Source organism: Streptomyces sp. NPDC101181 (genome assembly GCF_044767975.1).
Classification (GTDB): Bacteria; Actinomycetota; Actinomycetes; order Streptomycetales; family Streptomycetaceae; genus Streptomyces.
Genome location: NZ_JBIWOX010000006.1, coordinates 117,565 through 143,370, shown reverse-complemented (window position 1 = coordinate 143,370; position 25,806 = coordinate 117,565). Strand labels below are relative to the sequence as shown.

General features: G+C 71.6%; 25 protein-coding genes. 6 read left to right on the top strand and 19 right to left on the bottom strand.

What is annotated here, in order from left to right; all coding sequences use genetic code 11:
• Window positions 1-45 precede the first annotated feature (45 nt).
• The 4 genes from ACIRRU_RS11800 to ACIRRU_RS11785 all read right to left on the bottom strand — a co-directional run bounded on the left by ACIRRU_RS11800 (window position 46) and on the right by ACIRRU_RS11785 (window position 5,507).
• A complete protein-coding gene (locus ACIRRU_RS11800; RefSeq protein WP_401914188.1) occupies window positions 46-411 on the bottom strand; it encodes a hypothetical protein in 366 nt (121 codons plus the stop codon).
• Window positions 412-697: 286 nt separating this feature from the next.
• Entirely contained in the window at window positions 698-1,399 is a 702-nt protein-coding gene (locus ACIRRU_RS11795; protein ID WP_403678907.1) for a DUF3375 family protein, read from the bottom strand.
• A gap of 588 nt (window positions 1,400-1,987) precedes the next feature.
• Window positions 1,988-3,316 carry a class I SAM-dependent RNA methyltransferase gene (locus ACIRRU_RS11790; protein ID WP_403678905.1) on the bottom strand — a complete coding sequence of 443 codons (1,329 nt, stop codon included), beginning with the start codon at window positions 3,314-3,316 and terminating at the stop codon, window positions 1,988-1,990.
• Between the two features lie 133 nt (window positions 3,317-3,449).
• On the bottom strand, window positions 3,450-5,507 hold the full coding sequence (locus ACIRRU_RS11785; RefSeq protein ID WP_403678903.1) for an APC family permease: 2,058 nt from the start codon (window positions 5,505-5,507) through the stop codon (window positions 3,450-3,452).
• 321 nt (window positions 5,508-5,828) lie between these two features.
• Here ACIRRU_RS11785 and ACIRRU_RS11780 point away from each other — a divergent pair, with 321 nt between their 5' ends.
• Together ACIRRU_RS11780 and ACIRRU_RS11775 are read left to right on the top strand one after the other, a co-directional pair.
• Entirely contained in the window at window positions 5,829-6,497 is a 669-nt protein-coding gene (locus ACIRRU_RS11780) for a TrkA family potassium uptake protein (RefSeq protein WP_363201760.1), read from the top strand.
• The gene (locus ACIRRU_RS11775; RefSeq protein WP_403678901.1) at window positions 6,497-7,183 is read left to right on the top strand and encodes a potassium channel family protein; all 687 of its coding nucleotides are present in this window, start codon (window positions 6,497-6,499) and stop codon (window positions 7,181-7,183) included. The genes ACIRRU_RS11780 and ACIRRU_RS11775 overlap by 1 nt, the downstream gene beginning before the upstream one ends.
• A 109-nt stretch (window positions 7,184-7,292) precedes the next feature.
• Here ACIRRU_RS11775 and ACIRRU_RS11770 read toward each other — a convergent pair whose 3' ends face one another.
• The 8 genes from ACIRRU_RS11770 to ACIRRU_RS11735 all read right to left on the bottom strand — a co-directional run bounded on the left by ACIRRU_RS11770 (window position 7,293) and on the right by ACIRRU_RS11735 (window position 15,060).
• The gene (locus tag ACIRRU_RS11770) at window positions 7,293-8,087 is read right to left on the bottom strand and encodes a DUF3159 domain-containing protein (protein WP_403678899.1); all 795 of its coding nucleotides are present in this window, start codon (window positions 8,085-8,087) and stop codon (window positions 7,293-7,295) included.
• Between the two features lie 3 nt (window positions 8,088-8,090).
• A complete protein-coding gene (locus ACIRRU_RS11765; protein ID WP_403678897.1) occupies window positions 8,091-8,516 on the bottom strand; it encodes an OB-fold nucleic acid binding domain-containing protein in 426 nt (141 codons plus the stop codon).
• A 142-nt stretch (window positions 8,517-8,658) separates the two neighbouring features.
• Window positions 8,659-9,354 carry a response regulator gene (locus ACIRRU_RS11760; protein WP_403678895.1) on the bottom strand — a complete coding sequence of 232 codons (696 nt, stop codon included), beginning with the start codon at window positions 9,352-9,354 and terminating at the stop codon, window positions 8,659-8,661.
• A gap of 157 nt (window positions 9,355-9,511) precedes the next feature.
• Entirely contained in the window at window positions 9,512-12,055 is a 2,544-nt protein-coding gene (locus ACIRRU_RS11755) for a DUF4118 domain-containing protein (protein ID WP_403678894.1), read from the bottom strand.
• Window positions 12,056-12,225: 170 nt separating this feature from the next.
• The gene (locus ACIRRU_RS11750; RefSeq protein WP_403678892.1) at window positions 12,226-12,960 is read right to left on the bottom strand and encodes an ABC transporter ATP-binding protein; all 735 of its coding nucleotides are present in this window, start codon (window positions 12,958-12,960) and stop codon (window positions 12,226-12,228) included.
• A gap of 222 nt (window positions 12,961-13,182) precedes the next feature.
• Window positions 13,183-13,947 carry a DUF3710 domain-containing protein gene (locus ACIRRU_RS11745; protein ID WP_363201767.1) on the bottom strand — a complete coding sequence of 255 codons (765 nt, stop codon included), beginning with the start codon at window positions 13,945-13,947 and terminating at the stop codon, window positions 13,183-13,185.
• A gap of 1 nt (window position 13,948) precedes the next feature.
• A complete protein-coding gene (gene dut / locus ACIRRU_RS11740; RefSeq protein WP_363201768.1) occupies window positions 13,949-14,476 on the bottom strand; it encodes a dUTP diphosphatase in 528 nt (175 codons plus the stop codon).
• Window positions 14,476-15,060 carry a PaaI family thioesterase gene (locus ACIRRU_RS11735; RefSeq protein WP_363201769.1) on the bottom strand — a complete coding sequence of 195 codons (585 nt, stop codon included), beginning with the start codon at window positions 15,058-15,060 and terminating at the stop codon, window positions 14,476-14,478. Before ACIRRU_RS11735 ends, dut begins: the two co-directional genes overlap by 1 nt.
• A 58-nt stretch (window positions 15,061-15,118) precedes the next feature.
• Here ACIRRU_RS11735 and ACIRRU_RS11730 point away from each other — a divergent pair, with 58 nt between their 5' ends.
• Window positions 15,119-15,577 (top strand): DUF3093 domain-containing protein, encoded by a 459-nt coding sequence (locus ACIRRU_RS11730; protein WP_403678890.1) that lies wholly within the window; start codon window positions 15,119-15,121, stop codon window positions 15,575-15,577.
• 21 nt (window positions 15,578-15,598) lie between these two features.
• On the opposite strand, the gene ACIRRU_RS11725 is transcribed toward ACIRRU_RS11730, so the two are convergent.
• The 4 genes from ACIRRU_RS11725 to ACIRRU_RS11710 form a co-directional block, all read right to left on the bottom strand.
• Window positions 15,599-16,552: a hypothetical protein gene (locus ACIRRU_RS11725; protein ID WP_403678888.1), complete on the bottom strand. Its 954-nt coding sequence runs from the start codon at window positions 16,550-16,552 to the stop codon at window positions 15,599-15,601.
• A gap of 13 nt (window positions 16,553-16,565) precedes the next feature.
• Window positions 16,566-16,862 carry a DUF4193 domain-containing protein gene (locus tag ACIRRU_RS11720; protein WP_003965732.1) on the bottom strand — a complete coding sequence of 99 codons (297 nt, stop codon included), beginning with the start codon at window positions 16,860-16,862 and terminating at the stop codon, window positions 16,566-16,568.
• 403 nt (window positions 16,863-17,265) lie between these two features.
• Window positions 17,266-18,510 carry a sensor histidine kinase gene (locus ACIRRU_RS11715; RefSeq protein ID WP_403678886.1) on the bottom strand — a complete coding sequence of 415 codons (1,245 nt, stop codon included), beginning with the start codon at window positions 18,508-18,510 and terminating at the stop codon, window positions 17,266-17,268.
• A gap of 5 nt (window positions 18,511-18,515) precedes the next feature.
• Complete coding sequence (locus ACIRRU_RS11710) at window positions 18,516-19,169, bottom strand: response regulator transcription factor (RefSeq protein WP_363201773.1); 654 nt, start codon at window positions 19,167-19,169, stop codon at window positions 18,516-18,518.
• Between the two features lie 357 nt (window positions 19,170-19,526).
• Between ACIRRU_RS11710 and ACIRRU_RS11705 the strand changes: the two genes are divergently transcribed.
• Entirely contained in the window at window positions 19,527-19,700 is a 174-nt protein-coding gene (locus tag ACIRRU_RS11705; RefSeq protein ID WP_363201774.1) for a hypothetical protein, read from the top strand.
• Window positions 19,701-19,801: 101 nt separating this feature from the next.
• Here ACIRRU_RS11705 and ACIRRU_RS11700 read toward each other — a convergent pair whose 3' ends face one another.
• Both ACIRRU_RS11700 and ACIRRU_RS11695 read right to left on the bottom strand, forming a co-directional pair.
• On the bottom strand, window positions 19,802-20,602 hold the full coding sequence (locus ACIRRU_RS11700; RefSeq protein WP_403678884.1) for an inositol monophosphatase family protein: 801 nt from the start codon (window positions 20,600-20,602) through the stop codon (window positions 19,802-19,804).
• Window positions 20,603-20,667: 65 nt separating this feature from the next.
• A complete protein-coding gene (locus ACIRRU_RS11695; RefSeq protein WP_403678882.1) occupies window positions 20,668-21,795 on the bottom strand; it encodes a ferrochelatase in 1,128 nt (375 codons plus the stop codon).
• A gap of 195 nt (window positions 21,796-21,990) precedes the next feature.
• Between ACIRRU_RS11695 and ACIRRU_RS11690 the strand changes: the two genes are divergently transcribed.
• Both ACIRRU_RS11690 and ACIRRU_RS11685 read left to right on the top strand, forming a co-directional pair.
• Window positions 21,991-23,235, top strand: coding sequence for an MFS transporter (locus tag ACIRRU_RS11690; RefSeq protein WP_363201777.1), 1,245 nt, complete (start codon window positions 21,991-21,993; stop codon window positions 23,233-23,235).
• Window positions 23,195-24,514, top strand: a complete 1,320-nt coding sequence (locus tag ACIRRU_RS11685; RefSeq protein ID WP_403678880.1) for a D-arabinono-1,4-lactone oxidase — start codon at window positions 23,195-23,197, stop codon at window positions 24,512-24,514. Before ACIRRU_RS11690 ends, ACIRRU_RS11685 begins: the two co-directional genes overlap by 41 nt.
• Before the next feature lie 75 nt (window positions 24,515-24,589).
• Here ACIRRU_RS11685 and ACIRRU_RS11680 read toward each other — a convergent pair whose 3' ends face one another.
• Window positions 24,590-25,717 (bottom strand): hypothetical protein, encoded by a 1,128-nt coding sequence (locus ACIRRU_RS11680; protein WP_403678878.1) that lies wholly within the window; start codon window positions 25,715-25,717, stop codon window positions 24,590-24,592.
• Window positions 25,718-25,806 lie beyond the last annotated feature (89 nt).

Sequence of the window (25,806 nt, the reverse complement as noted above, 5' to 3'; positions counted from 1 at the left end):
GGGACTGCTGCAACCGCATCTACAACGGCCAGGCCCGCTGGCTGGCTACGTGGCCTTCGACTTATGCCGCCAAGCGGCGTGCTCCAGCCCGCCTTTGTCGTGCCCGAGAAGCGCGGCGGCTTCCTCATACACGGCGCGTAACTGGTCGTATGGCAGGTCCGGAACGCCAGCATCCCCGGCGAAGGCACGCAGGTGTACGTCGACGGCGACGTGCGAACGGCCGACGAGATTGCCTATGTAGTCGATGCTCTTCGGGCCCACTCCCTTCACCGTGCGCAGAGCGGCGCGATTGGCCTGATGATCGAGCCAGGCGTGGAGGTCCTCGCGGGTATCGACCCCGTCGGCAGCGAGGAGGTCGGTGATGGCGTGAGCCGTCGCGACCTTCTGTGCGTGGTTGAACTTCATGGCCACGGCGAGGTCTTCCGTGACGAGCCGGCGCTGGAATCCGCGGACTGTTCTTGCATCAGCCCAGCTCAGTTGCAAATGGAGGAGCCGCGGTCGGAGAGTCCTCTCGTAGTTGCACCGTGGCTGGAAGCTGACGTCGCAGATGACAGCACCCATGTGGGTCCATCCGCCGGGTTGGAGAAACGGTCCGCTGCCAAGGAAATGTCGAACGTGGTCGGCGAGCCGTTGGGTAGGGCTGGATGCGAGCATGGGTCAAGGATGGCGCTGCCGCCTGGCAAGCTGGTGGGAAAGTTCAAAACTCTCGAATGGATGGAGCAGGGGCCGTTCCCTTGGGCAGCTCCCCCCTCATGATGGGAAGGCTGGCCATCTCGGCTAAGTTCGCCTCCACCTCACGGAAGTCGGCCAGCAGCCCATGCGCCGTCGTGGTCACCTGCTGGTAGCGGTCCCTCAGCGCCGCACTATCAAGGACGTCCACCTCGCCGGCCTCAACCCGCGCGATTTCCTGGTCGATTTCGTGTCGGCGCCGCGTGAGCTCGGCTAGTCGCGTCTCGGGGTCGGTTTCGGTGCCGAACGTCATCTGTCGCAGCAGATCGAAGATCGTGTTCAGTCGCGACTCCGTACCGACGAACGAGCGCTCTTCCAGCGACCGGACCCACGCGATGGCCTTCTCGACCGCGGCCGTGGCGTCATAGTGCGGCTCGTCCAAATCCGGCGGGTAATACTTGCGCAACCATCCGTTCTCCGGTGCTGACCAGACGTCCAGGTAAGCCTTCGCGGACTTGGGAAATGCACTCCGCCCCAGCCGCTCATTGAGCGCGAACAACTCGTCGTCCAAGCGTTCGACAAGCTCCGCGCCGGCAATCGAGCGCACCCCTTGCTCGACGAAAACCTTGTTGAAGAAGCTCAGCATCAGCGCCGCGTGGTCGGCCCTCAGCATCCGCCAAGCCGCGCTCTGCTTCCGCAAGGCGACCAGACGGTCGTAGTCCAGATCCATACGCTCTGCCTCTCACTACCCCAGCGGGTACGGCCGCATTTCCCGCCGACAGCGAAACCCCGCACCCCAGTCGGTGCGGCTTGCCTGCGCAGCTGCCCACTGGCATTCCGCTCCAGCCACAAAGAACCGTAGAGCCCACCACTGACATTGGGTCTCGACAGAGCACGCAGCCAGGCGGACCAGGACTTCCTCGGAGAGGGAGGGCGTAGCATGAAAGCAGACATCCGGATTCTCTTCGCCGAACAAATTTCCGAATCCAGGCGATCGCGTTCACGCCGCGCCACACCATTGCATCCCGGCATCCGCACAGGACAGCGCCCGGGGCTGCCCCGCCTTCTGAGGGCGGCCGCGGTGGTGCGCCCACGCCTGGGCGTTTCTACTCCCGTAGATCACGTACACCACTCAGCGCCACGAAGCCCCAGCGGCCTTCCACGCGCATGCGATCAGCAGGCCACCTGACCACCCTCGCAGAGCGCCTGACACCCCATCAGAACGAGCGTCAAATGAGCGTCACGAGCGTCATTTCGGCGTCAAGATATCGCCCGTAACGCCCACACCGCGCATAATGCGCACACACAAAACCGCAGGTCAGGAGCCCTTGCCCGTCGGCTCCAAAATCGCCACGCACTCCACATGGTGCGTCATAGGAAACAGATCGAACGCCCGCAGCGTCCGCACCCCGTACCCGCCGTCCCGGAAGTACGCCAGGTCCCGGGCCAGGGCAGCCGGGTCGCAGGCCACGTACGCGATCCTGCGGGCGCCCAGGCCCGTCAGGTGCTTGACCACCTGTTTGCCCGCGCCCGCGCGGGGCGGGTCCAGGACGATCAGGTCGCATTCGGTGATGCCGGTGCGGGGCAGGACCTGGTCGACCTTGCCGTGTTCGATGCGGACGCGGTCGAGGTCCTTGAGGTTGTGGCGGGCGTCCTCGACCGCGCGTTTGCCGGACTCGATGCCGAGGACCGCGCCCTTCTCGCCGATGCGCTGCCCGATGGCTCCGGCGAAGAGGCCGACGCCGCAGTAGAGGTCGAGGGCCGTGTCGTTCTTGCGGGGCAGCAGGCCCTGCATGACCGCGCGGACCAGGGTGTTGGCCGCCTGGGGGTGGACCTGCCAGAAGCCGCCGGAGCCGACGCGGTAGGTGCGGTCGTCGGCGCGTTCCCGGACGAAGGCGCGGCCGTGGACGCGGTGGACGCCGCCGTCCTTCTCCTCGACGCGGAGCACGGAGACCGGCTTGTCGAGCTCGACCAGGGGCAGGCGGCCGCCGGGCTTCGGGGTGAGGATGACCTGGCGGTCGTGGGAGCCGGTGGCGCTGATGGCCTCCACCGCGGCGATCTGCGGCCACTCGCGCTTCTCCACGCCGAGCTCGCAGACGCCGGGCGCGGCGATCAGGCAGTGGTCGACCGGCTGGACGTCGTGCGAGCGGTGCTTGCGCAGGCCCGCCCGGCCGTCCGCGTCGATCGCGTACTGGACACGGGTGCGCCAGGCCGGTACTTCGCCCGGCGGGAGCTTGTCGCCCTCGGCCGGCATCACCGTGCCGTCCCAGCCGGCCTCCTCGGGGGTCAGCCCCGCCAGGCGCAGGAGCTGCTCGGCGATGACCTCGCCCTTGAGGCGGCGCTGCGCGCCGGGCTTGGCGTGCTGCCAGTCGCAGCCGCCGCACCGGCCGGGGCCGGAGTAGGGGCAGGGGGCCTCGACGCGGTCCTTGGACGGTTCGAGGATGCGTACGGCGTCGGCGCGCAGGAAGCGGGAGTCGGTGTCCCCTTCGGTCACCTTCGCGATGATCTTCTCGCCGGGGAGGGTGTGGCGGACGAAGAGGACCTGGTTACCGGCGGTGCGGGCGATGCAGTGGCCGCCGTGTGCGACGGGCCCGACCTCGACCTCGTACTCCTCCCCGATCAGCGACGACGTGGGTGCGTTCTGCATGTGGGGAGGCTCCAGGGTGGCGGGGAGTCGTACGGCGGGACCGCTGTCCGTCGGCTCCGCTGCGGGCAGCGGACAGCAGCCCACCAGTCTACTGGCGTGCCGGTGGGGCGCCGACCACGAGCGTCACCGCCGCTCATTTCCTGGCGTTCGGCTCCTTGTTCCGCTGGGTCCTGCGCTCCACCGGGCCCCGGCGCACCGAGCCGGGGGCGCTCCAGTCCGCGCGCCTGCGGGCCCGCTTCTTCGCGGCCTCGGAGGACTGGAGCTGGTAGGGGACGGAGGTGACCATGACGCCCGGGGTGAACAGCAGACGGCCCTTGAGGCGCAGGGCGCTCTGGTTGTGCAGGAGGTGCTCGTACCAGTGGCCGACCACGTACTCCGGGATGTAGACGCTGACCACGTCGCGCGGGCTCTCGCGGCGCAGGCTCTTGACGTACTCCATGACCGGCCGGGTCACCTCGCGGTAGGGCGAGTCGAGGATCTTGAGCGGTACGTTGATGCCGCGTCGCTCCCAGTCCGCGCGGAGCGCCTTCGTCTCGTCCGGGTCGACGCTGATGGAGAGCGCCTCCAGGCGGTCGGCGCGGATCAGTTTCGCGTAGGCGAGGGCGCGCAGCGTGGGGCGGTGGAGCTTGGAGACGAGCACGATCGCGTGCACCCGGGAGGGGCGCAGGCTCTCGTCGGCCGGGGCCTCGTCGACGGCGATCTCGGCGGCGACCCGGTCGTAGTGCTTCCGGATCGCGGTCATCGTGCCGTAGAAGATCACCATGCCGAGCAGGGCCACCCAGGCGCCGTGGGTGAACTTGGTGGCGAGGACGATGACCAGGACCAGGCCGGTGAAGGTGGCGCCGAAGGCGTTGATGGCCCGGGAGCGGATCATGTGGCGGCGCTGGGCGGGATCCTTCTCGGTGCTCAGGTGGCGGTTCCAGTGCCGGACCATGCCGATCTGGCTGAGGGTGAAGGAGACGAAGACGCCGACGATGTAGAGCTGGATGAGGTGGGTGGAGTCGGCGTCGTAGATCCAGACGAGCAGGATGGCGGCCCCGGCCAGCAGGACGATGCCGTTGGAGAACGCGAGGCGGTCGCCGCGGGTGTGCAGCTGGCGGGGCAGGTAGCGGTCCTGGGCGAGGATCGAGCCGAGCAGCGGGAAGCCGTTGTACGCGGTGTTCGCGGCCAGGAAGAGGACGAGCGCGGTGGCCGTGGCGAGGATCATGAAGAGGAACGAGCCGTGGCCGAAGACCGCCTCGGCGACCTGGGAGATCACCGGGTTCTGGGTGTAGCCCGCGCCGACCGGGGAGCCGTCGCGGATCAGGTCGACGGCCGGGTTCTCGGCCATCTTGACGCCGGTGGCCATGGCGAGGCCGATGATCCCGCAGAACATGGTGACGGCGAGCAGGCCCATCATGGCGAGCGTGGTCGCGGCGTTCCTGCTCTTGGGCTTGCGGAAGGCGGGCACCCCGTTGCTGATGGCCTCGACGCCGGTGAGGGCGGCGCAGCCGGAGGAGAACGCGCGCAGCAGGAGGAAGACGAGGGCGAAGCCCGCGAGCCCCTGGTGTTCGGGGTTGATCTCCAGGTCCGAGGTGGGGGCGTGCATGGTGTCGCCGAGGACCAGGCCCCGGAACGCACCCCACAGGATCATCAGGAAGACACCGGCCACGAAGAGGTAGGTGGGGATGGCGAAGAGCCTTCCCGATTCCTTGACTCCGCGCAGGTTCATCAGGGTGAGCAGGACGATCGCGCCGATGGCGAAGAACACTTTGTGCTCGACGACGAACGGGATGGCGGAGCCCAGGTTCTCCACGCCGGAGGAGATCGACACGGCGACGGTGAGGACGTAGTCGACGAGCAGGGCGCTGGCGACGGTCAGTCCGGCCCGGGGGCCGAGGTTGGTGGTGGCGACCTCGTAGTCGCCGCCGCCGCTCGGGTAGGCGTGGACGTTCTGCCGGTAGGAGGCGACGACCGTGAACATGAGGACGACGACCGCGGCGGCGATCCAGGGACTGAAGTGATACGCCGAGACCCCCGCGATGGACAGCACCAAGAGGACTTCTCCGGGCGCGTACGCCACCGAGGACAGGGGGTCGGATGCGAAGACGGGCAGCGCGATGCGCTTGGGGAGGAGCGTTTCTCCCAGCTTGTCGCTGCGCAGCGCCCGGCCGATCAGGATCCGTTTGGGCACGTCGGTCAGTTTGGACACGCTGAGGATCGTAAGGGGAGTTCCGGCCAAGGACGGCCGTCCTTTTCCCGTGGCCCCGCAATCTCCTGCGGTCGGCGGAGAATGCCGTGCCGTTCCTTAACGAAATCCTTGCGCCCGCTCCCTCCTTTTTACTTTCCCTTTGCCGCGGTGCGCCGAGATGGGGAGACTCGGATGAAGCGGGGGCGCCCTCGGCACATAAGCTCAGGGCCGGGACGCACCGCGGGTGCGGGCCCGTTGTTGCCCCGGCAAGCTGAGAGAGAAGTATGAGCAGCGTGTTTTCGCAGGTCAGCCGGATGACCAGGACGGCGGGGTAGGCGAACGGTGCACATCGTCATCATGGGCTGCGGGCGCGTCGGAGCCGCTCTCGCGCAGACCCTCGAACAGCAGGGGCACACGGTCGCGGTGATCGACCAGGACCCCACCGCGTTCCGGCGCCTCGGATCGGGATTCGGCGGCCGCCGGGTCACCGGGGTCGGTTTCGACCAGGACACCCTCCGCGAGGCGGGCATCGAGGAGGCGGGGGCCTTCGCCGCGGTCAGCAGCGGCGACAACTCCAACATCATCGCGGCCCGGGTGGCGCGCGAGATGTTCTCCATCACGAACGTCGCGGCCCGGATCTACGACCCCCGTCGCGCCGAGGTCTACCAGCGGCTCGGCATCCCCACCGTGGCGACGGTGCGCTGGACGGCGGACCAGATGCTGCGCCGACTGCTGCCGTCGGGCGCGGAGCCGCTGTGGCGGGACCCGAGCGGGGGTGTGCAGCTCGCCGAGGTGCACACGACGCCGTCCTGGATCGGCCACCGGATCAGCACGCTCCAGGAGGAGACGGGGGTCCGGGTGGCCTTCCTCACCCGGTTGGGCGAGGCCGTACTGCCGTCCTCGCAGACCGTTCTCCAGGAGGGCGACCTGGTCCACGTGATGATGCGGACGGATGAGATCGCCAAGGTCGAGGAGGCCTTCGCCCAGGGTCCCGAGGAGGACGGTCACTGATGCGTGTGTCGATTGCCGGGGCGGGCGCGGTGGGCCGTTCGATCGCCGCCGAGCTGCTGGAGAACGGGCACGAGGTGCTGCTGATCGACAAGACGCCGAGCGCCATCTCGGTGGAGCGGGTGCCGATGGCCGAGTGGCTGCTCGCGGACGCCTGTGAGATCACGTCGCTGGACGAGGCGGCGTTGCAGCGGTGCAACGTGGTGATCGCCGCGACCGGGGACGACAAGGTGAACCTGGTCGTCTCGCTGCTCGCCAAGACCGAGTACGGCGTGCCGCGGGTGGTGGCCCGAGTGAACAACCCGAAGAACGAGTGGCTGTTCAACGAGTCCTGGGGCGTGGACGTGGCCGTCTCGACGCCGCGGCTGATGTCGGCCCTGGTCGAGGAGGCGGTGAGCGTCGGCGATCTGGTCCGGCTGCTGCGCTTCAGTCACGGGGACGCCAACCTGGTGGAGCTGACGCTGCCGCCGGAGTCGGCTCTCGCGGGTACCCGCGTCGGGGACGTCGCGTGGCCGGAGGACACCTCGCTGGTGACCATCATCCGGGGTACGCGGGTGCTGACGCCGAGCCCCGAGGAGTCCCTGGAGGCCGGTGACGAGCTGCTGTTCGTGGCCGCGCAGGCGCGCGAGGAGCAGCTGGAGGACCTGTTGTCGGTCCGCCGGGACCCGGCCGAGCCCGCGGAGGACTGAGCCGGGGAGCCGCGCGCGAGGGGCCCGGAACCGCTGGTGCGGTTCCGGGCCCCTGGTGTACGTACGGGTTACGCGCTCGGGTGGCGGCGTACGGGTACGGGTTACGCCCTCACGCCTCCGGCTCGCGCGGTGCCGCGGCCGTGGCCTGTGCCGCGCGCTCCTTCTCAGCCCGCTCCTCGGCCTCCATCTCGGCGAAGACGTCGATGGGCGGCGGGGCCTTCGCGAGGAAGACCCAGGTCAGATAGACGGCGAGCAGGAACGGCGGGATCTTCAGCGCGATCAGCACCCAGCCGAGCTGGGTGGTGTCGGCCCACCAGTAGAGCGGGAAGAGGATGGCGCACTTGGCCAGCAGGATGAAGCCCCAGGCGTAGCTGGCCTTGGTGTACGCCTTCTTACGGCCCGGGTTACGGGTCCGCCAGGAGAGGTTCTCCTTGAAGACCGGGCCGAGGATCAGGCCGATGAGCGGCACGCCCGCGGCGGCGGTGCCGAGGTAGGCCACGGCCAGCCCGAGCGTGTAGAGCATGCCCGGCAGGTAGAAGTCCTTGGCGTTGCCCGTCATCATCGCGAACACGACACCGAAGGCCACTCCGAAGACGCCGCTGAAGGCGTGCTTCGCGGTGTCCCGGCGGATCAGCCGTACGGCGACCAGGGCCAGGGAGACGGCCAGGGCCGCGATGGCCGAGATGTGCAGGTCCTTGTTGATGGTGAAGATGGTGACGAAGAGCAGCCCGGGAAGGACTGTCTCCACCATGCCGCGGACCCCGCCGAAGGCCTCGAAGAGGGCCGCCTCGGTGACCGCCTTCGACCCGGCGTCCTGCTGGGCGGCGTGCTTCCCCCCGGGCACCTGCTGGGCGGTGCGGGGGGGCTGGTCCGTTTCGGACGTCGGCTTGTCGAGAGACGTCACCGGCTACTCCTTGCCGAGCGGTCGGAGTTCGTATGTGGGGTTGAACAGCACCCGGCGGCCGTGGCTCATGGCGACCCGCCCCGAGGCGATGATCCTGCGGCCGGGCTCTATGCCGACTATGGAGCGGCGGCCGAGCCAGACCACGTCCAGCGGCTCGGTGCCGTCGAAGAGCTCCGCCTCCAGGGCGGGCACTCCGGCCCGCGGGCGGAGGGTGACGGTCCGCAACGTACCAGCCACCTTCACGATCTGGCGGTCGGAGCACTCGGAGATCCGGGTGCATCCGGTGGCCCGCGCGTCCTCCCGCAGCTCCTGGGACTCCAGGTCCTCCTGGGAGCTGGAGAGCCGGTCGAGCATACGGCGGAAGCGCCCGGAAGGCTTCGCCGCCTTCCCGGCCTTCCCGGCTTTCTCGGATCGGGGAACAGCACTCATACCCGAAGGGTACCGGTCCTGGGCACCGAGGTCGGGGCTCCGGGCGGACCACTCGAAAGGATGACTAGAAGGGCGGCGACAAGGCGGCGACAAGCCCCCGGGGGAGCCCTGCCCCGCCCGGGTCCCCCGCGTACCGTCGGTGTCAGCCGCGCTCGAAGCGGTAGCCCATCCCCGGCTCGGTGACGAAGTGCCGGGGGTGCGACGGGTCCGCCTCCAGTTTGCGGCGCAGCTGGGCCATGTAGACCCGCAGGTAGTTGGTCTCGGTGCCGTAGGAGGGCCCCCAGACCTCCTGGAGCAGCTGCTTCTGGCTGACCAGGCGGCCGCCGTTGCGGACGAGGACCTCCAGCAGGTGCCATTCGGTGGGGGTGAGCCGTACGTCGCGGCCCGCCCGGTGCACCTTCTTCGCGGCCAGGTCGACGGTGAAACCGGGGGTCTCGACGAGCGCGATGTCATCTCCGCCGCCCTCCTGGCCGACCGGCTCGGCACGGCGTACGGAGGCGCGCAGCCGGGCCAGCAGCTCGTCCATGCCGAACGGCTTGGTGACGTAGTCGTCGGCGCCCGCGTCCAGGGCCTCCACCTTCTCGTCGGAGGTGTGACGGGCGGAGAGCACGAGGATCGGGACCCGGGTCCAGCCGCGCAGTCCCCTGATCACCTCGACGCCGTCCATGTCGGGCAGCCCGAGGTCCAGGAGGACGACGTCCGGGTGCCGGGCGGCGGCCAGCTGGAGCGCGGTGGCCCCGTCGGGGGCGGCGTCGACCTCGTAGCGGCGCGCCTTGAGGTTGATCACGAGGGCGCGGACGATCTGCGGCTCGTCGTCGACCACGAGCACCCTGGTCATCGCGGACCTGCCTTTCTGCTGAACGGGCTGCTGAGCCGGCTGATGTGCGGGCTGAGTCGTACGGGGGTCCCGTGCCGGGAAGCGGGGCTGTCGTGGCGGAGAGCGGGGCTGTCCGTACGGGAGCGGGGCGGGGAGTCCCCGGGGCGGGCGGCGTACGTCATGGGGTGACCTGGGCGGTGAGGCCGGGGTCGGCGCGGGCGCCGCCCGGCGCCGCGGCGAGGGTCAGCACCATGGTGAGTCCGCCGCCCGGGGTGTCCTCCGCGTCGAGGGTGCCGCCCATCGCCTCGGCGAAGCCCCGGGAGACGGCGAGCCCGAGGCCCACTCCGGCGCCGCGCGGGGCGTCCCCGTACCGCTGGAACGGTTCGAAGATGCGCCCCTTGGCCTCGTCGGGGACGCCCCGGCCGCGGTCGACCACCCGCAGCTCGACCCGGCCGCCGAGGGTGCTGGCGGCCACCAGGACGGGCTCCCGGCCGGGGTGGTACTTCACGGCGTTCTCCACGATGTTGGCGACGACCCGCTCCAGCAGGCCCGGGTCGACGGCGACCATGGGCAGCGTCTCGGGGATGTCCAGTTCGACGCTGCCCTCGGGAACCCCGCCGAGCGCCATGGGGACCACCTCGTCGAGGTCGATCTCGCGGATCAGCGGGGTCACCGTGCCGGTCTGGAGGCGGGACATGTCCAGCAGGTTGCCGACCAGGTGGTCGAGCCGGTCGGCGCCGTCCTCGATGCCTTCGAGGAGCTCCGCCTCGTCCTCCTCGGACCAGGCGACGTCGTCGGAGCGCAGCGAGCTGACGGCCGCCTTGATCCCGGCCAGCGGGGTGCGCAGGTCGTGGCTGACGGCGGCGAGCAGGGCCGTCCGGATCCGGTTGCCCTCGGCCAGCCGACGGGCCTGGTCCGCCTCCCAGACCAGCCGCTGGCGGTCCAGGACGACGGCCGCCTGGGCGGCGAACGCGCCGAGCACCCGGCGGTCCTCGGCGGGCAGCACCCGGCCGGACAGCGCGAGGGCCATGTTGTCGCCGACCGGCATGTCCACGTCGGCGTCCTCGGGGCGGGTGACCGGGGCGGGGCCGACCGACCCGGCGCAGGTCCAGGGCTCCACGTCGCTGCTGCGCTCCAGCAGGGCCACGGACTCCATCGCGAAGGTCTCGCGGACCCGCTCCAGCAGGGCGTCCAGGGCGGTCTCGCCGCGCAGCACGCTGCCCGCGAGGAAGGACAGGATCTCCGACTCGGCGCGCAGCCGGGCGGCCTGGTGGGTACGGCGGGCCGCCAGGTCCACCACGGAGGAGACGGCCACCGCCACCGCGAAGAAGATCACGATGGCGACGAAGTTCTCCGGGTCCTGGACGGTCAGGGTGTGGGTGGGCGGGGTGAACCAGTAGTTCAGCAGCATGCAGCCGACGGCCGCCGAGGCGAGGGCGGGCCGCAGTCCGCCGAGCAGGGCCGCCGCCACCGTCAGGAAGAGGAACAGCAGGACGTCGTTGGCGAGGCCGGGGGCGTCCTCCATGCCGCGCAGCACCAGCGCCAGCAGGACGGAGCCGCCGACCCCGACGAGCCAGCCCCAGAGGATACGGGCGCGGCCGAGCCGGGCTCCCCGGGCGATCGGCAGCCCGCGGCCCTTGGCGACCTCGCCGTGGGTGACGATGTGGACGTCGAGGTCGGGCCCGGACTCCCGGGCCACGGTCGCGCCGACCCCGGGTCCGTAGATGTACTGCCAGGTCTTGCGGCGGCTGGAGCCCAGCACGATCTGGGTGGCGTTGACGCCGCGGGCGAACTCCAGCAGGGCCGCGGGGATGTCGTCCCCGATGACGTGGTGGAAGGTGCCGCCGAGGTCCTCGACCAGGGTGCGCTGGAGGGCCAGCTCCTTCGGGGACGCGGAGGTCAGGCCGTCGCTGCGGGCGATGTAGACGGCGAGGATCTCGCTGCCGGAGCCCTTCGCCGCCATCCGGGCGGCGCGGCGGATCAGGGTGCGGCCCTCGGGCCCGCCGGTCAGTCCGACGACGATGCGCTCGCGGGCCTGCCAGGTGGTGCGGATGTCGTGCTCGCCCCGGTACTGCTGGAGGTACTCGTCGACCCGGTCCGCCGTCCACAGCAGCGCCAGCTCCCGCAGGGCCGTGAGGTTGCCGGGCCGGAAGTAGTTGGACAGCGCCGCGTCCAGCTTGTCCGGCTGGTAGATGTTGCCGTGCGCCATCCGCCGCCGCAGCGCCTGGGGCGACATGTCGACCAGCTCGATCTGGTCGGCCCGGCGCACCACCTCGTCGGGCACCGTCTCCCGCTGCCTTACGCCCGTGATCGACTCCACGACGTCGCCGAGCGATTCCAAGTGCTGGATGTTGACCGTCGATATGACATCGATCCCGGCCTTCAGCAGCTCCTCGACGTCCTGCCAGCGCTTCCCGTTCCGCGACCCGGGGACGTTGGTGTGCGCCAGCTCGTCCACCAGGGCCACGGCCGGGGCGCGCTCCAGGACCGCGTCCACGTCCATCTCGGTGCATACCGCCGAACGGTGGACGATCTCGCGGCGTGGGACCTGCTCCAGACCGTTCAGCAGGGCTTCGGTGCGGGGCCTTCCGTAGTGCTCCACCTGGGCCACCACGCAGTCGGTGCCGCGCTCGACCCTGCGGTGGGCCTCGCTGAGCATCGCGTACGTCTTGCCGACGCCCGGTGCCGCGCCCAGGTAGATCCGGAATATGCCGCGTCCCATGGCCCCATTGTCTTCCTCCGCCCGGCGGAGTCACGACGACGGCCGGTGGCACCCGCTACGGCTGCCGCCTTCGACGCTACTCCGCCCGAAGGCGTGGTCCGGTACCCGACGGCAGGGGCGAGGGGCGTATTGACGGAACCCTGATGCGCCGCCGGGGCCGTTCGACGAGGTCAGACCTGTTCGAGGAGGTGGCCGTCGCCCAGCTCCAGGACCCGGTCGGCCAGGCCCAGCAGCTGGGGGTCGTGGGTGGCGACGAGGGCGGTGACGTTCTCGCTGCGGACGACCGCGCGGAGCAGTTCCATCACGGCGAGCCCGGTCTCGGCGTCCAGCTGGCCGGTGGGTTCGTCGGCGATCAGGAGGGCGGGGCGGTTGGCGAGGGCGCGGGCGATGGCGACGCGCTGCTGCTGGCCGCCGGAGAGCTCGCCGGGGCGCTGCTCGGCGTGGTCGGCGAGGCCCACGAGGGAGAGCAGCAGCGCGACCCGCTCCTCGCGCTCGGCCGGGTCGGCCTTGCGCAGCCGCAGGGGTACGCCGACGTTCTCGGCCGCCGTGAGGATCGGGATCAGGCCGAAGGACTGGAAGATGAAGCCGACCCGGTCGCGGCGGAGCTCCAGCAGGCCCTTCTCCCCCAGTCCGGCCAGCTCGGTGCCGTCGACGGTGATCCGGCCCCCGTCCGGGGTGTCCAGGCCGCCGACCAGGTTGAGCAGGGTGGTCTTGCCCGAGCCGGAGCGGCCCTTGAGCGCGACCAGCTCGCCGCGGGCAATCTCGAAGGAGACCCCGCGCAGGGCGTGCACGGCCCCGGCGCCGCTGCCGTAGGAGCGGTGCAGCTCCTCGACCCGGACCATGACCGTGCGGGCGGAGTCCTCGGCCAGGACCGTGCCGGACTGCCCGCTGGTGCTCTCGGTCATGCCGCTCCCCCGTCGTCGCTGCCCGGCCCACGCCGCGGCCCGCCAAGTATGTGCGTACGGCACACAGCCGGGCAATGGCCGGCGGCCGGTACGTGCGAAGGCCGGTGGGCCGCACCCGGGAAGGGGGTGCGGCCCGCCGGCCTTCGCCGTGGTGCGGGGCAGCGCGGGGGCTGGGGGGTGTCGTCGAACGCCGCGCGGCAGGCAGCGGTTCGACGACGCCCCCTAGCGGACCTCGGTGATCTCGGGGCCGCGCTGGAGCTGGCCCATGCCGCCGGAGAACTTGGAGTTCTCCTGGTCCTCCTGCTGCACACCCTCGGGCACCATCTGGGCGTCGTTGGGGAGCTTGAGGACGATCGGGTCGCGGGGGGCCATCGGGCCCTCGCCGCGGACGACCACGGTGTCCCGGAAAATCGTCTCCAGCAGGCCCGCCGCCTCCGGCTGGACGGCGCCCTGACCGGAGATCACACCGCGCAGGAACCAGCGCGGCCCGTCGACGCCGATGAAGCGCACCAGCTGCACCCCGCCCGTACCGTCCGGGAGCTGCACCGGGACCTGGGCCCGCAGCTCCCAGCCCAGCGGGCCCTCGACCTCGTCGATGACGCCGCCCTGCTGGGTGATGCCCGAGGCGATCTCCTCGCGGACCTCGCCCCAGATGCCCTCCTTCTTGGGGGCGGCGAAGGCCTGCAACTGGACCGCGCTGTCGCGCAGCACCACGGTGGCGGCGACGATCGCGTCCCCGGCCACCTCGACGCGCAGCTCCATGCCCTCGACGCCGGGGACGAAGATGCCGCCCAGGTCGACCCGGCCCTCGCCGGGCTGGGAGACCTCGGTGCTGTCCCAGGGCCCGTCCGGCCGGGGGGCCGGGGGCAGGTTCATCCGGCGGCGGGTGTCCCCGTCGGCACCGTCGAGCTCGTCGACCTGCTCGGCCTCGCGCACCTCGTCCGCCGCGTCCTCGGCGGAACCACTCTTCTTGCGACGTCCGAACACGTCACTGTCCTTCCCGGTCGGATACGACCGAAGCGTAGCTGTTCCCACCGTGGGTGATCCCGCCCTCGGCGACGTCCACCGACGCATGGCCGCCGGTGGACCCGAAGCCCCCTTCGGCCCGCGCCGAGCCGGGAAGTTCCGCCACCTCGTGGAAGCGCACCTTCTCGACCTGCTGGACAACCAACTGGGCAATCCGGTCGAACCGTTCGAATCGCACGCTCTCGCGCGGGTCGAGGTTGACCACGATCACCTTGATCTCCCCACGGTACCCGGCATCCACCGTCCCCGGGGCATTCACGAGGGCCACTCCGCAGCGGGCCGCGAGGCCCGAGCGCGGGTGCACGAACGCGGCGTACCCGTCGGGGAGCGCGATCGAGACGCCGGTGGGCAGCACCACGCGCTCGCCGGGGGCGAGTTCGGCGGCCTCGGTGGTCACCAGGTCGGCCCCGGCGTCCCCCGGGTGCCCGTACGCCGGAACGGGAACCTCCGGGTCGAGCAGGCGGATCAGTACGTCGACAGGACTGCGCATCAGGGGTTCACCTCGAAGGCGCGGGCGCGCCTGACCTGGTCGGGGTCGGACATGGCGGCCTGGATATCGGCGGGGCGGCCGTTCTCGGTGAAGTGGTCGACCTTGACCTCGATGAAGAGGGCGTCGGCCCGGACCGCCACGGGGCCCTCGGGCCCGCCGATCCGGCCGGTGGCCGTGGAGTAGATCTTCCGGCCGTGCACGGCGGTGATCCGGGCGTCGAGGTGCAGCACGGTGTCCACGGGGACCGGCCGTACGAAGTCGGTCTCCAGCCGTCCGGTGACCGCGATGGTGCGCAGCAGCCAGCTCAGCGAGCCGAGGGTCTCGTCCAGCGCGGTGGCGAGGACGCCGCCGTGGGCGAGGCCGGGGGCCCCCTGGTGGGCGGGCTTCACGGTGAACTCGGCGGTGACGCTCACGCCCTCACCGGCCCGCGCCTGGAGGTGCAGTCCGTGCGGCTGTTCCCCGCCGCAGCCGAAACAGTGTTCGTAGTGCGCCCCGAGGAGTTCCCCGGGGGCGGGCGCGCCGGGGTGCCGGACGGGCACCGCGGCGTCGGCCGGGGGTGTCAGAGCTGCTGATGTTCCACTCACAGGCGCAGACCTTACCCGCGCGGTGGAGCACCGGGGACGCCGTGCCAAGCTTGGCTCCATGCAGCCTTCCGCTCCCGCCTTCGACGAACGTCTCACCGCTCCCCGGTCCTGGTGGTTCATCGCCGTGGGCGTCGGTCTCGCGTGTGCGCTGATGCTCCTGCCGCTCGGTACGCTGCCGCTGCTCGCCGGACTGGTGGGCGGCACCGCCGCGGCGGCGCTCGCGGTGAGCGCTTACGGCTCCGCACGGATCCGGGTGGTCGCCGGTGCGCTGGTGGCGGGGGACGCGCGGATTCCGCTGTCGGCGCTCGGGGAGCCCGAGGCGCTGGACGCCGAGGAGGCGCGGGCCTGGCGTACGTACCGGGCGGACGCGCGCGCCTTCATGCTGATGCGCAGCTATGTGGAGACGGCGGTACGGGTGGAGGTCACCGACCCGCAGGACCCCACGCCGTACATCTATCTCTCCACCCGCGACCCGCAGGGCCTGGCGGCGGCGCTGAGCGCCGTACCGGCGACCTGACGACCGGGGGGTTCGAAGGGGTCAGGGCCCCTCGATCTCCTTGGGGAGCGGGGCGGGCAGCGCGGGCTGCTCCAGCGGCGGCAGCTCACTCAGCCGGTCCCAGGGGATCTGCTGCTTGCGCAGGTCGCCGCGGACCCGGTCGGCGAGCTTGCGGGTGTCGCGGCGGTTCATCGTGGCGCCGACGGCGGCGCCGACCATGAACGGGATCAGGTTGGGCAGATTGCGCGCCATGCGCTTCATGATCTGCTGGCGCAGCTCGCGCTTCATCTGACCGCCCAGGGCCGCGTTGAGCGTGGTGGGACGCGTGACGTCGATGCCGCGCTCCTCCGTCCAGGCGGTCAGGTACGCGGTGCTGCGCTGGCCGAGATTGCCGGGCGGGCGCAGGCCGTAGACCTCGTGGAGCTCGGCGACGAGCTTCATCTCGATCGCGGCGACGCCGGTGACCTCCGCCGCCAGCTCGGCGAGCATGGCGGGCGGTACGGGCATCATGGCGGCGGCCCCGATGCCCGCGCCGACGGTCGCGGTACCCCGGCAGGCCCCCGTGACCAGCTTGTCGGCCAGTTCCTCGGGCCCCAGCCCGGGGAACTGCTGCCGGAGGGTGGCGAGGTCGCGCACCGGGACGCGGGGAGCTGTCTCGATGATCCGGTCGGCCAGTTGGCCGGCCATCGCCTTCGCGCTCTCCCCGCCCTTGCGTACCCCCCGTCTCACCGCGTTCAGGCGGCCTGCCCCGGTCGTGGGCCCCGCCTGGTCCTGCTCGTCCGTGTCCGGCCGGTCCACCGGGGCCGGGGCCCCATCGAGCGAGGCCGGCCGGCCTCGCTCGCCGTCGGGGATACCGGAGGCGTCCGACGCGGTGGCGGACCGCTCGGCGGGGGCGTGGGCGCCTTCCGCCGGGCCTGTGCCGCTCGTACCGCCCTGGTGTGCCTCCGGGCCGTGCCGACGCCAGGGGCGCCGCTTCCGGAACGGTGTGTCTGCCACGGCCGACCCGGTCTCAGTCGCAGTCGCGGCAGATGGGCTGACCGTTCTTCTCGCGGGCCAGCTGGCTGCGGTGGTGGACCAGGAAGCAGCTCATGCAGGTGAACTCGTCCGCCTGCTTGGGCAGCACCCGGACGGCCAGCTCCTCGTTGGAGAGGTCCGCGCCGGGCAGTTCCAGGCCCTCGGCGGCGTCGAACTCGTCGACGTCGACGGCGGACGCCGTCTTGTCGCTCCGGCGTGCCTTGAGCTCTTCGAGGCTGTCCTGGTCGACGTCGTCGTCGGTCTTGCGTGGGGTGTCGTAGTCCGTTGCCATGTCGCTCTCCCCCTCTTGGGTTCATAGGTGTCTCAGCGCACGTAACGCATGAGAGGCCGGACTTGTGCCCGACCTGAGGCGGAGATTTTGCCTCACATCAAGGTCTGTTACTCAATCGACACCCAACCGGACGTCTCAGGGAGACTCGGCTTGGGTGGCGAGGGGGACCGTACACGGTCCCGGGTGTGCCGCTCACGGGCGCCACCCCGTTTACTTCCCGTAATGACGATCCACGAAAACTCGGGCGTTTACCGGGTTTCCGAAGGATTCGTGATCACGGAGAGTAGATGGCCCACGGAACGCCTCTGTGATCGATCACACACGAATCGCCCGGGGCCGGATTCTGAAATTTCCGCCCAAAGCGAACACGAGGATCAGGGGCGACATCAGTTCCCACCGCTCCTCAGACCGGAAGAGTGACGCGCATCATGAGACCGCCGCCCTCGCGGGGCTCCGCGATGATACGGCCTCCGTGGGCCCGCGCGACGGACCGGGCGATCGACAGGCCGAGCCCGACCCCCTTGTCGCTGCCCGTGCGCTCCGTACGGAGCCGGGTGAAGGGCTCGAAGAGGTTGTCGATCTCGTACGCCGGGACCATCGGGCCGGTGTTGGAGACGACGAGCACGGCCTGCCCCTGCTGGAGCTCGGTGGTGACGTCCACCCAGCCGCCCTCGGGCACGTTGTAGCGGACGGCGTTCTGGACGAGGTTCAGCGCGATCCGCTCCAGCAGGACGCCGTTGCCCTGGACGACGGCCCCGGCCCGCTCGCCGCGGATCTCGACGTGCCGCGCCACCGCCTCGGCCCGCGCCTGGTCGATGGCGCGCTCGGCGACCTCGGCGAGGTCGACCGGTTTGCGCTCCACGATCTGGTTGTCGCTGCGGGCCAGCAGCAGCAGCCCTTCGACCAGCTGCTCGCTGCGCTCGTTGGTGGCCAGGAGCGTCTTGCCGAGCTGGTGCAGCTCGGGCGGCGCCCCGGGGTCGGAGAGGTGGACCTCCAGCAGCGTGCGGTTGATCGCCAGCGGCGTGCGCAGCTCGTGCGAGGCGTTGCCGACGAACCGCTGCTGCGCGGTGAAGGCCCGCTCCAGCCGGTCCAGCATGTCGTCGAAGGTGTCCGCCAGCTCCTTCAGCTCGTCGTCCGGGCCGTCCAGCTCGATCCGCCTGCTGAGATCGGTCCCGGCCACCCGGCGGGCGGTGCGGGTGATCCGGCCGAGCGGGGACAGGACACGGCCCGCCATGGCGTAACCGAAGGCGAACGCGATCACGCTGAGCCCGACCAGGGCGAGCAGCGAGCGGTTGAGCAGGGTGTCCAGGGCCTGCTGGCGCTGCTCCCCGTTGCACGCCTTGAGCGCCGCGTTCGCCTCGTCCGCCGAGAGGCCCGGGGTGAGGGCCGGGCAGGCGTTGTTGGTGAGCTGGATCTTGCTGTCGGGCAGCAGCTTGAAGGGCAGCTCGTTGCCGACGTGCAGGGCCTGCGCGGCCAGCATGTAGATGATCGAGAGCAGCAGGATGCCCGCGATCAGGAACATCCCCCCGTAGAGCAGGGTGAGCCGTATCCGGATGGTCGGGCGCAGCCAGGGGTACGGGGGCTCGGGTGGCTTGGGCTCCCAGGTGGGCTTCGGAGGCGCCGCGGGGGGCTCGGAGGTGGTGGCCATGGTCCTCAGATCCGGTATCCGGAGCCGGGCACCGTGACGATGACGGGCGGTTCACCGAGCTTGCGGCGCAGGGTCATGACCGTCACCCGCACCACGTTGGTGAAGGGGTCGGTGTTCTCGTCCCACGCCTTCTCCAGCAGCTGCTCGGCCGAGACCACCGCGCCCTCGCTGCGCATCAGGACCTCCAGCACCGCGAACTCCTTCGGGGCGAGCTGGATCTCCGCCTCGTTCCGGAAGACCTCGCGGCGGTTCGGGTCGAGCTTGATGCCGGCGCGCTCCAGGACGGGCGGCAGCGCGACCGTCGTACGGCGGCCCAGGGCGCGCACCCGGGCGGTCAGCTCGCTGAAGGCGAAGGGCTTGGGGAGATAGTCGTCGGCGCCCAGCTCCAGGCCCTCGACCCGGTCGCTGACGTCGCCGGACGCGGTGAGCATGAGCACCCGGGTGGGCATGCCGAGCTCGACGACCTTGCGGCAGACGTCGTCGCCGTGCACCACCGGGAGGTCCCGGTCCAGCACGACGACGTCGTAGTCGTTGACCCCGATGCGCTCCAGGGCCGCGGCACCGTCGTAGACGACGTCGACGGCCATGGCCTCCCGGCGCAGCCCGGTGGCCACCGCATCGGCGAGCAGCTGCTCGTCCTCGACGACGAGTACGCGCACAGCGCAGTCCTTCCTTAGGTCCTTCTTCGGATTCACCACGGATTCACCCAGGGAACAGCTCCCGAGAAGGCCGACCGTGGGCTCCCATCCTGCCCGCAACGCGTATAAACCGGCGGTAAGGCGGCGCGGGGGCGAACCGCCCAGGGGAAGGCGGCGGATCTACCGGTCAGTTGAGGTTTCCCTGAGGTCGGCCATGGGGATGAGGGGTGCACACCCGCGATCACGCCCGTCACGTGGCCTGCCACGACCCGCTCCTTTCCCCGGGGCAGCGGCGAGATCACCCGCCCCTCCGGCCGCCGCGCCGGAGGAATCCCGGGCACACCCCCGTGCCACCGACCCACGATGAGGGGGCGCATCATGGACGCTTTCACCGCAGGTCTGCTGCAACGCATCAAGACGACCGAGTCCGACCTCACGCGGGCGCGCGAGGACGGCGACGACTATCTGGCCGATGTCGAGCAGGGCGAGCTGGACGACCTGCACCGCCTGGCCGCCGAACACGGCGTGGAGATCGGCGCCACGACCGTCTGAACCGAACGGCGAGGGGCCCCGGGCGCTGTCCAGGCGTCCGGGGCCCTCTGCTGTGCCGTGCCGCTGTGCCGCTCCCCGAGCACCGGCCGGGGGCTCGGGGGTCAGTCGTGCCAGGCGCCCAGCTCGTCCAGCGCGGCCTGCAACGGCTCGAAGACGCCGGGGGTCGCGGCCACGGTCAGGTCGCCGTCGGCGGGCAGCCCGGGGCGGCCGCCGGTCAGCGCGCCCGCCTCACGGGCGATCAGGTCTCCCGCCGCCAGGTCCCAGGGGTGCAGTCCGCGTTCGTAGTAGCCGTCCAGCCGGCCCGCCGCCACGTCGCAGAGGTCCACGGCCGCCGAGCCGCCGCGCCGGATGTCCCGGAGCCTCGGGATCAGCCGCTGGGCCACGTCCGCCTGGTGGGCGCGGACGTGGGCGACGTAGTTGAAGCCGGTCGAGACGAGGGCCTGGTCGAGCGGCGCGGCGGGGCGGCAGCGCACGGCGTCGCCGTTCAGGTACGCGCCGCCGCCCAGGACCGCCTGGAAGGTCTCGCCGCGCATCGGCGCCGCGACGACGCCCACGACGCGTTCGCCGTCGCGTTCGGCGGCGATGGAGACGGACCAGGTGGGCAGCCCGTAGAGGTAGTTCACGGTGCCGTCCAGCGGGTCGATGACCCAGCGGATGCCGGTGCTGCCCGGGGAGCTGGCCCCCTCCTCGCCGAGGAAGCCGTCGTCGGGGCGGCGCTCGGAGAGGTAGCCGGTGATCAGCTTCTCGGCGGCGATGTCCATCTCGGTGACCACGTCGATGGGGCTGGACTTGGTCGCCGCCACCCCCAGGTCGGCGGGGCGTCCGTCGCGCAGCAGGGCTCCGGCGCGGCGGGCGGCCTCCAGGGCGAGGTCGAGCAGCTCGGACAGGGCGGGGTCGGTCACGGTGCTCCCAGGGGATCGGCGGAGGGCGGGGGCGTGGGGGGTGTGTACGAGGGTGGGCGCGGGGGTTACGCGTACGGGCTGTCCGCGCCCGCGGCGGCGGGCTTGGGTGCGCGGGCGGGGCAGCAGCCGGCCGGGCAGAGGTCGTGCGAGGGGCCGAGGGAGCCCAGGGCGCAGGGCCGCACGGGCAGACCCCGCTCGGCCTCGGCGCGCTCCAGGAGCAGGTCCCGTACGGCGGCGACGAACCGCGGGTCGTCGCCGACCGTCGCGGACCGGCGGACCGGCAGACCCAGCTCGGCGGCCTTGGCGGTGGCCTCGGTGTCCAGGTCGTACAGGACCTCCATGTGGTCGGAGACGAAGCCGATGGGGGCCATCACGACGGCCGGGACGCCCTCGCCGTGCAGGGTCTCCAGGTGGTCGCAGATGTCGGGCTCCAGCCACGGGATGTGCGGGGGGCCGCTGCGGGACTGGTAGACGAGCTGCCAGGGGTGGTCGACGCCGGTCGCCTCGCGCACCGCCTCCACGATCAGCCGGGCCACGTCCAGATGCTCCGCGACGTACGCGCCGCCCTCGCCGTGCGCCTCGGCGGGACCGGAGGCGTCGGCGGCGGCGGTGGGGATGGAGTGGGTGGTGAACGCGATGTGGGCGCCCGCGCGGACGTCCTCGGGGAGGTCGGCGAGGGAGGCGAGGACCCCGTCCACCATGGGCGTCACGAAGCCGGGGTGGTTGAAGTAGTGCCGCAGCTTGTCGACCCGCGGCACCTCCAGCCCCTCGTCCTCCAGGACGGCCAGTGACTCGGCGAGGTTCTCGCGGTACTGGCGGCAGCCGGAGTACGAGGCGTAGGCGCTGGTGGCGAGGACCGCGATCCGGCGGTGACCGGCGGTGGTCATCTCGCGCAGGGTGTCGGTCAGGTAGGGCGCCCAGTTGCGGTTGCCCCAGTGGACGGGGATGTCCACGCCGTGTCCGGCGAGGTCCTTGCGCAGGGCGTCGAGCAGGGAGCGGTTCTGGGCGTTGATCGGACTGACCCCGCCGAACAGGAAGTAGTGCCGGCCGACCTCCTTGAGGCGTTCCTCGGGGATGCCCCGGCCACGGGTCACGTTCGCGAGGAACGGGACCACGTCGTCCGGGCCCTCGGGGCCGCCGAAGGAGAGCAGCAGCAGGGCGTCGTAGGGAGCGGGATCGCGCGGATCGGACATGCCGTCGATCCTGCCACCCGCCGCTGACAGCGCGGCAACCGACATCCGACGGGCCGCCGGGCGGCGGCGGAACCCCCGGCTCCGCGCGCCCCGGCCGCTCCCCCGCCGCCCCCGCGATCCGGTGTCCGGCGGCCCCGTCCGGCCGTAAGCTGTATCAGCCAGCTATACGCCTGACAGGTACGACCGGAGTACCCCTTGCCCAGCCCCTACCGCGCCATCTTCTCCGCCCCCGGTTCGCAGGGGTTCTCCGCAGCGGGCTTCCTCGGCCGGATGCCGCTGTCCATGATGGGCATCGGCATCGTGACGATGGTCTCCCAGCTCACCGGCCGCTACGGCCTGGCCGGTGCGCTCGCCGCGACCCTGGCGATGGCGGCGGCGGTCTTCGGCCCCCAGATCTCCCGGCTGGTGGACCGCTACGGGCAGCGGCGGGTGCTGCGCCCGTTCACCCTGGTCGCGGTGGCGGCCGTGGCGGGGCTGCTGATCTGCGCCCAGCAGGGGATGCCGGACTGGACGCTGTTCGTCTTCGCGGCGGGTGCGGGCTGTGTGCCGAGCGTGGGGTCGATGGTCCGGGCCCGCTGGGCGGAGATCTACCGGGGTTCCGGCCGCGATCTGCACACCGCGTACGCGTGGGAGTCGATCGTGGACGAGGTGTGCTTCATCTTCGGGCCGATCATCTCGATCGGTCTGTCCACCGCCTGGTTCCCGGAGGCGGGTCCCCTGCTCGCCGCGGCGTTCCTGCTGGTCGGTGTCTTCTGGCTGACCGCGCAGCGCGCCACCGAGCCCGTGCCGCACCCCAGGACCCAGCACACCGGCGGCTCAGCGCTGCGCTCCCCCGGTCTCCAGGTCCTGGTGACGGCGTTCGTGGCGACGGGCGCGATCTTCGGCGCCGTCGACGTGGTGACCGTGGCCTTCGCCGAGGAGCGCGGCCACCAGGCCGCCGCTTCCCTGGTGCTGGCCGTGTACGCGCTCGGGTCCTGCCTCGCGGGGGCCGTGTTCGGGCTGCTGCACCTCAAGGGGAGGCCCGCGACCAGGTGGCTGCTGGGTGTCTGTGCGATGGCCGTGAGTATGATCCCCCTCCAACTGGCCGGGAACCTACCGTTGCTGGCCGTGGCGCTCTTTGTCGCGGGCCTCGCCATCGCACCGACGATGGTCACCACCATGGCCCTTGTCGAGGCGCACGTACCGCGCACCAAGCTGACCGAGGGCATGACCTGGACCAGTACCGGGCTCGCGGTCGGAGTGGCGCTCGGCTCCTCGGCCGCGGGCTGGGTGGTCGACGCCGCCGGGGCGGAGTCGGGGTACGTGGTGCCCGCCGTGGCGGGAGCGCTCGCGGCGGCGGTGGCGTTCCTGGGGTACCGCCGGCTGGCCGGGCCGGCCGCTACGGGAGGGCGCGGGGAAGATGACCGACACCTACGCACGGACGACGAGCACGTGGCGTAACTGGGCGGGAACCGTCACCGCCCGGCCCGCCCGGATCGCCTCCCCCGCGTCCGTGGACGAGCTGGTGGACGTGGTGCTCCGGGCGCGGGCGGACGGGCTGCGGGTGAAGCCGGTGGGCACCGGCCACTCCTTCACGTCGACGGCCGCCACCGACGGGGTGCTCATACGCCCGGACCTGCTCACCGGGATCCGGGACATCGACCGTACGAGGATGACCGTCACGGTGGAGGCGGGCACTCCGCTGAAGCGGCTCAACACCGCGCTCGCCCGTGAGGGTCTCTCGCTCACCAACATGGGCGACATCATGGAGCAGACGATCGCCGGGGCGACCGCGACCGGGACGCACGGCACGGGCCGGGACTCGGGGTCGATATCCGCGCAGATCCGCGCCCTGGAGCTGGTGACCGCCGACGGCACGGTACGGGTCTGCTCGCCCGAGGAGGATCCGGAGGTCTTCGCCGCGGCCCGGGTCGGCATCGGCGCCCTCGGGGTGATCACCGCCGTCACCCTCGCCGTGGAGCCGGTCTTCCTGCTGACGGCCCGTGAGGAGCCGATGTCCTTCGACCGGGTCACCGCGGACTTCGACGCCCTGGTCGCCGAGAACGAGCACTTCGAGTTCTACTGGTTCCCGCACACCGGCAACTGCACCACCAAGCGCAACAACCGCAGCGCGGGCCCGGCCGCCCCGCCCGGGAGGGCGAGCGCCTGGGTCGACGACGAGCTGCTGTCCAACGGGGTCTTCCGGGTCGCCTGCGCGCTCGGGCGCGCGGTCCCGGCGACGATCCCCTCGATCGCCCGGCTCTCCAGCCGGGCGCTGTCGACGCGTACGTACACCGACATCCCGTACAAGGTCTTCACCAGCCCGCGCCGGGTGCGGTTCGTGGAGATGGAGTACGCCGTTCCGCGCGAGCACGCGGTGGCGGCGCTGCGGGAGGTGAAGGCGATGGTCGAACGCTCCCCGCTGAAGATCAGCTTCCCGGTCGAGGTGCGCACCGCGCCCGCCGACGACATGACGCTGTCGACGGCCTCGGGCCGGGACAGCGCCTACATCGCCGTCCACCTCTACCGGGGCACGCCCCACCGCTCGTACTTCACCGCGGTCGAGCGGATCATGACCGCGCACTCCGGCCGCCCGCACTGGGGCAAGATCCACACACGGGACGCGGCCTATCTGTCCGGGGTCTACCCGCGCTTCGGCGAGTTCACCACGCTGCGCGACCGGCTCGACCCGGACCGGGTGTTCGGCAACGACTACCTGCGGCGGGTCCTCGGCGACTGAGGCGGCGCCTTCCGGTACGCGAACGGCCCCGGCCCTCTCCGAAGAGGGCCGGGGCCGACGCGGTCCGCCGGGAGGTCACCCGGCGCCGGGCGGAGTCGGCTCACCCGCACCGGGGGCGGTGCCGGTCGGCCGGGGAGTGCCGGTCTCGCCGTCCCCGGAGGCCGAGGAGGTCGGCGTCGGGGCGGACGTGGGGTCGCCGCCGCCCGAGCGCGAGGGTGTCGGTGTGGGCTCGGTGGTCGGGTCCACGCCGCCCGTGCCCGTACCGGCGTCGGGGCTCGCGCCGCCGTCGCTCGGCACCGGGGCCGGGCTGGAACCGGTGCCGTCGCCCGGGGTCTCCCGCTGCGCATCGCCGTCCTCGTTCCGGCCGGTGCCGCCGGAGGGCGTGGGGTCGGCCGGTCCGGCGTCCCGGTCGCCGCCGCCGCGGACGACGGAGCCGAGGGTGGTGCCCGTGCCGCCGCTCAGGTCGTTGCCCGCGATCGCCTCGTAGGCGGTGATCCCCGCCATGGAGACGCCGAAGACGACAGCCGCCGCGAGGACCGGGCGCTTCCAGCCGCGCAGCCGGGTGCCGTGGGTGACACCGTCGCCGAACGCCCCGTCGTCCCCGGCCGGGTCCGGGCCGGCCTGCCGCAGCACTCGCGTACGGCCGTCGTCCGCTCCGGCCCGCGGCAGCTGGCGCGTACGGCCCTCGTCCACCGCGGCCTCGTGCGCGGGCGGGACCCGGAGCATCCGGGTCCGGGCGTCGCCGAGGTCCAGCATCTGGGTCCGGTCGGGGCCGGGCCGCAGCACCTGGGTGCTCTCGGGGTCCGGGTCCACTCCGGGGGCCTGGCCGGGGTCGAGTGTGGGGAGCACCGTGGTGGCGTCCTCGGCGGGCTCCGGCTCGGCCCGCCGCTCGGCGGCCCGCTGCGCCGAGGGGGTCGTCTCCTTCGTGTGCGCGGTCACCTGACGGCCGTCCGGGTGGGTCACCTGGACCGTCACCTCGCGGATCTGCTCGCCGGTGCGGCGGAAGAAGTGCTGGAAGACCGAGCCGCCGCAGGTGGCGACCACGCTCATCACGCCCGCTCCGACGATCGTGCCGTACACCCCCAGCTGGGAGGCCAGCACGGCCGCCGCGACGGCCGCCACGGCGCTCCCCGCCACCTGGGGGACGCTCAGATCTATGCGCCTTTCCTTGGGTTCCGTGTCACTTTCCGGCTTCTGAACCATTACCAGTCCCTGCTTGACATCTCTCCCACCCTGCAACAGGAAGGGACAAATGAGCGAAGTGGATAGTTCCGTTTCCGGCGATTGTGTGA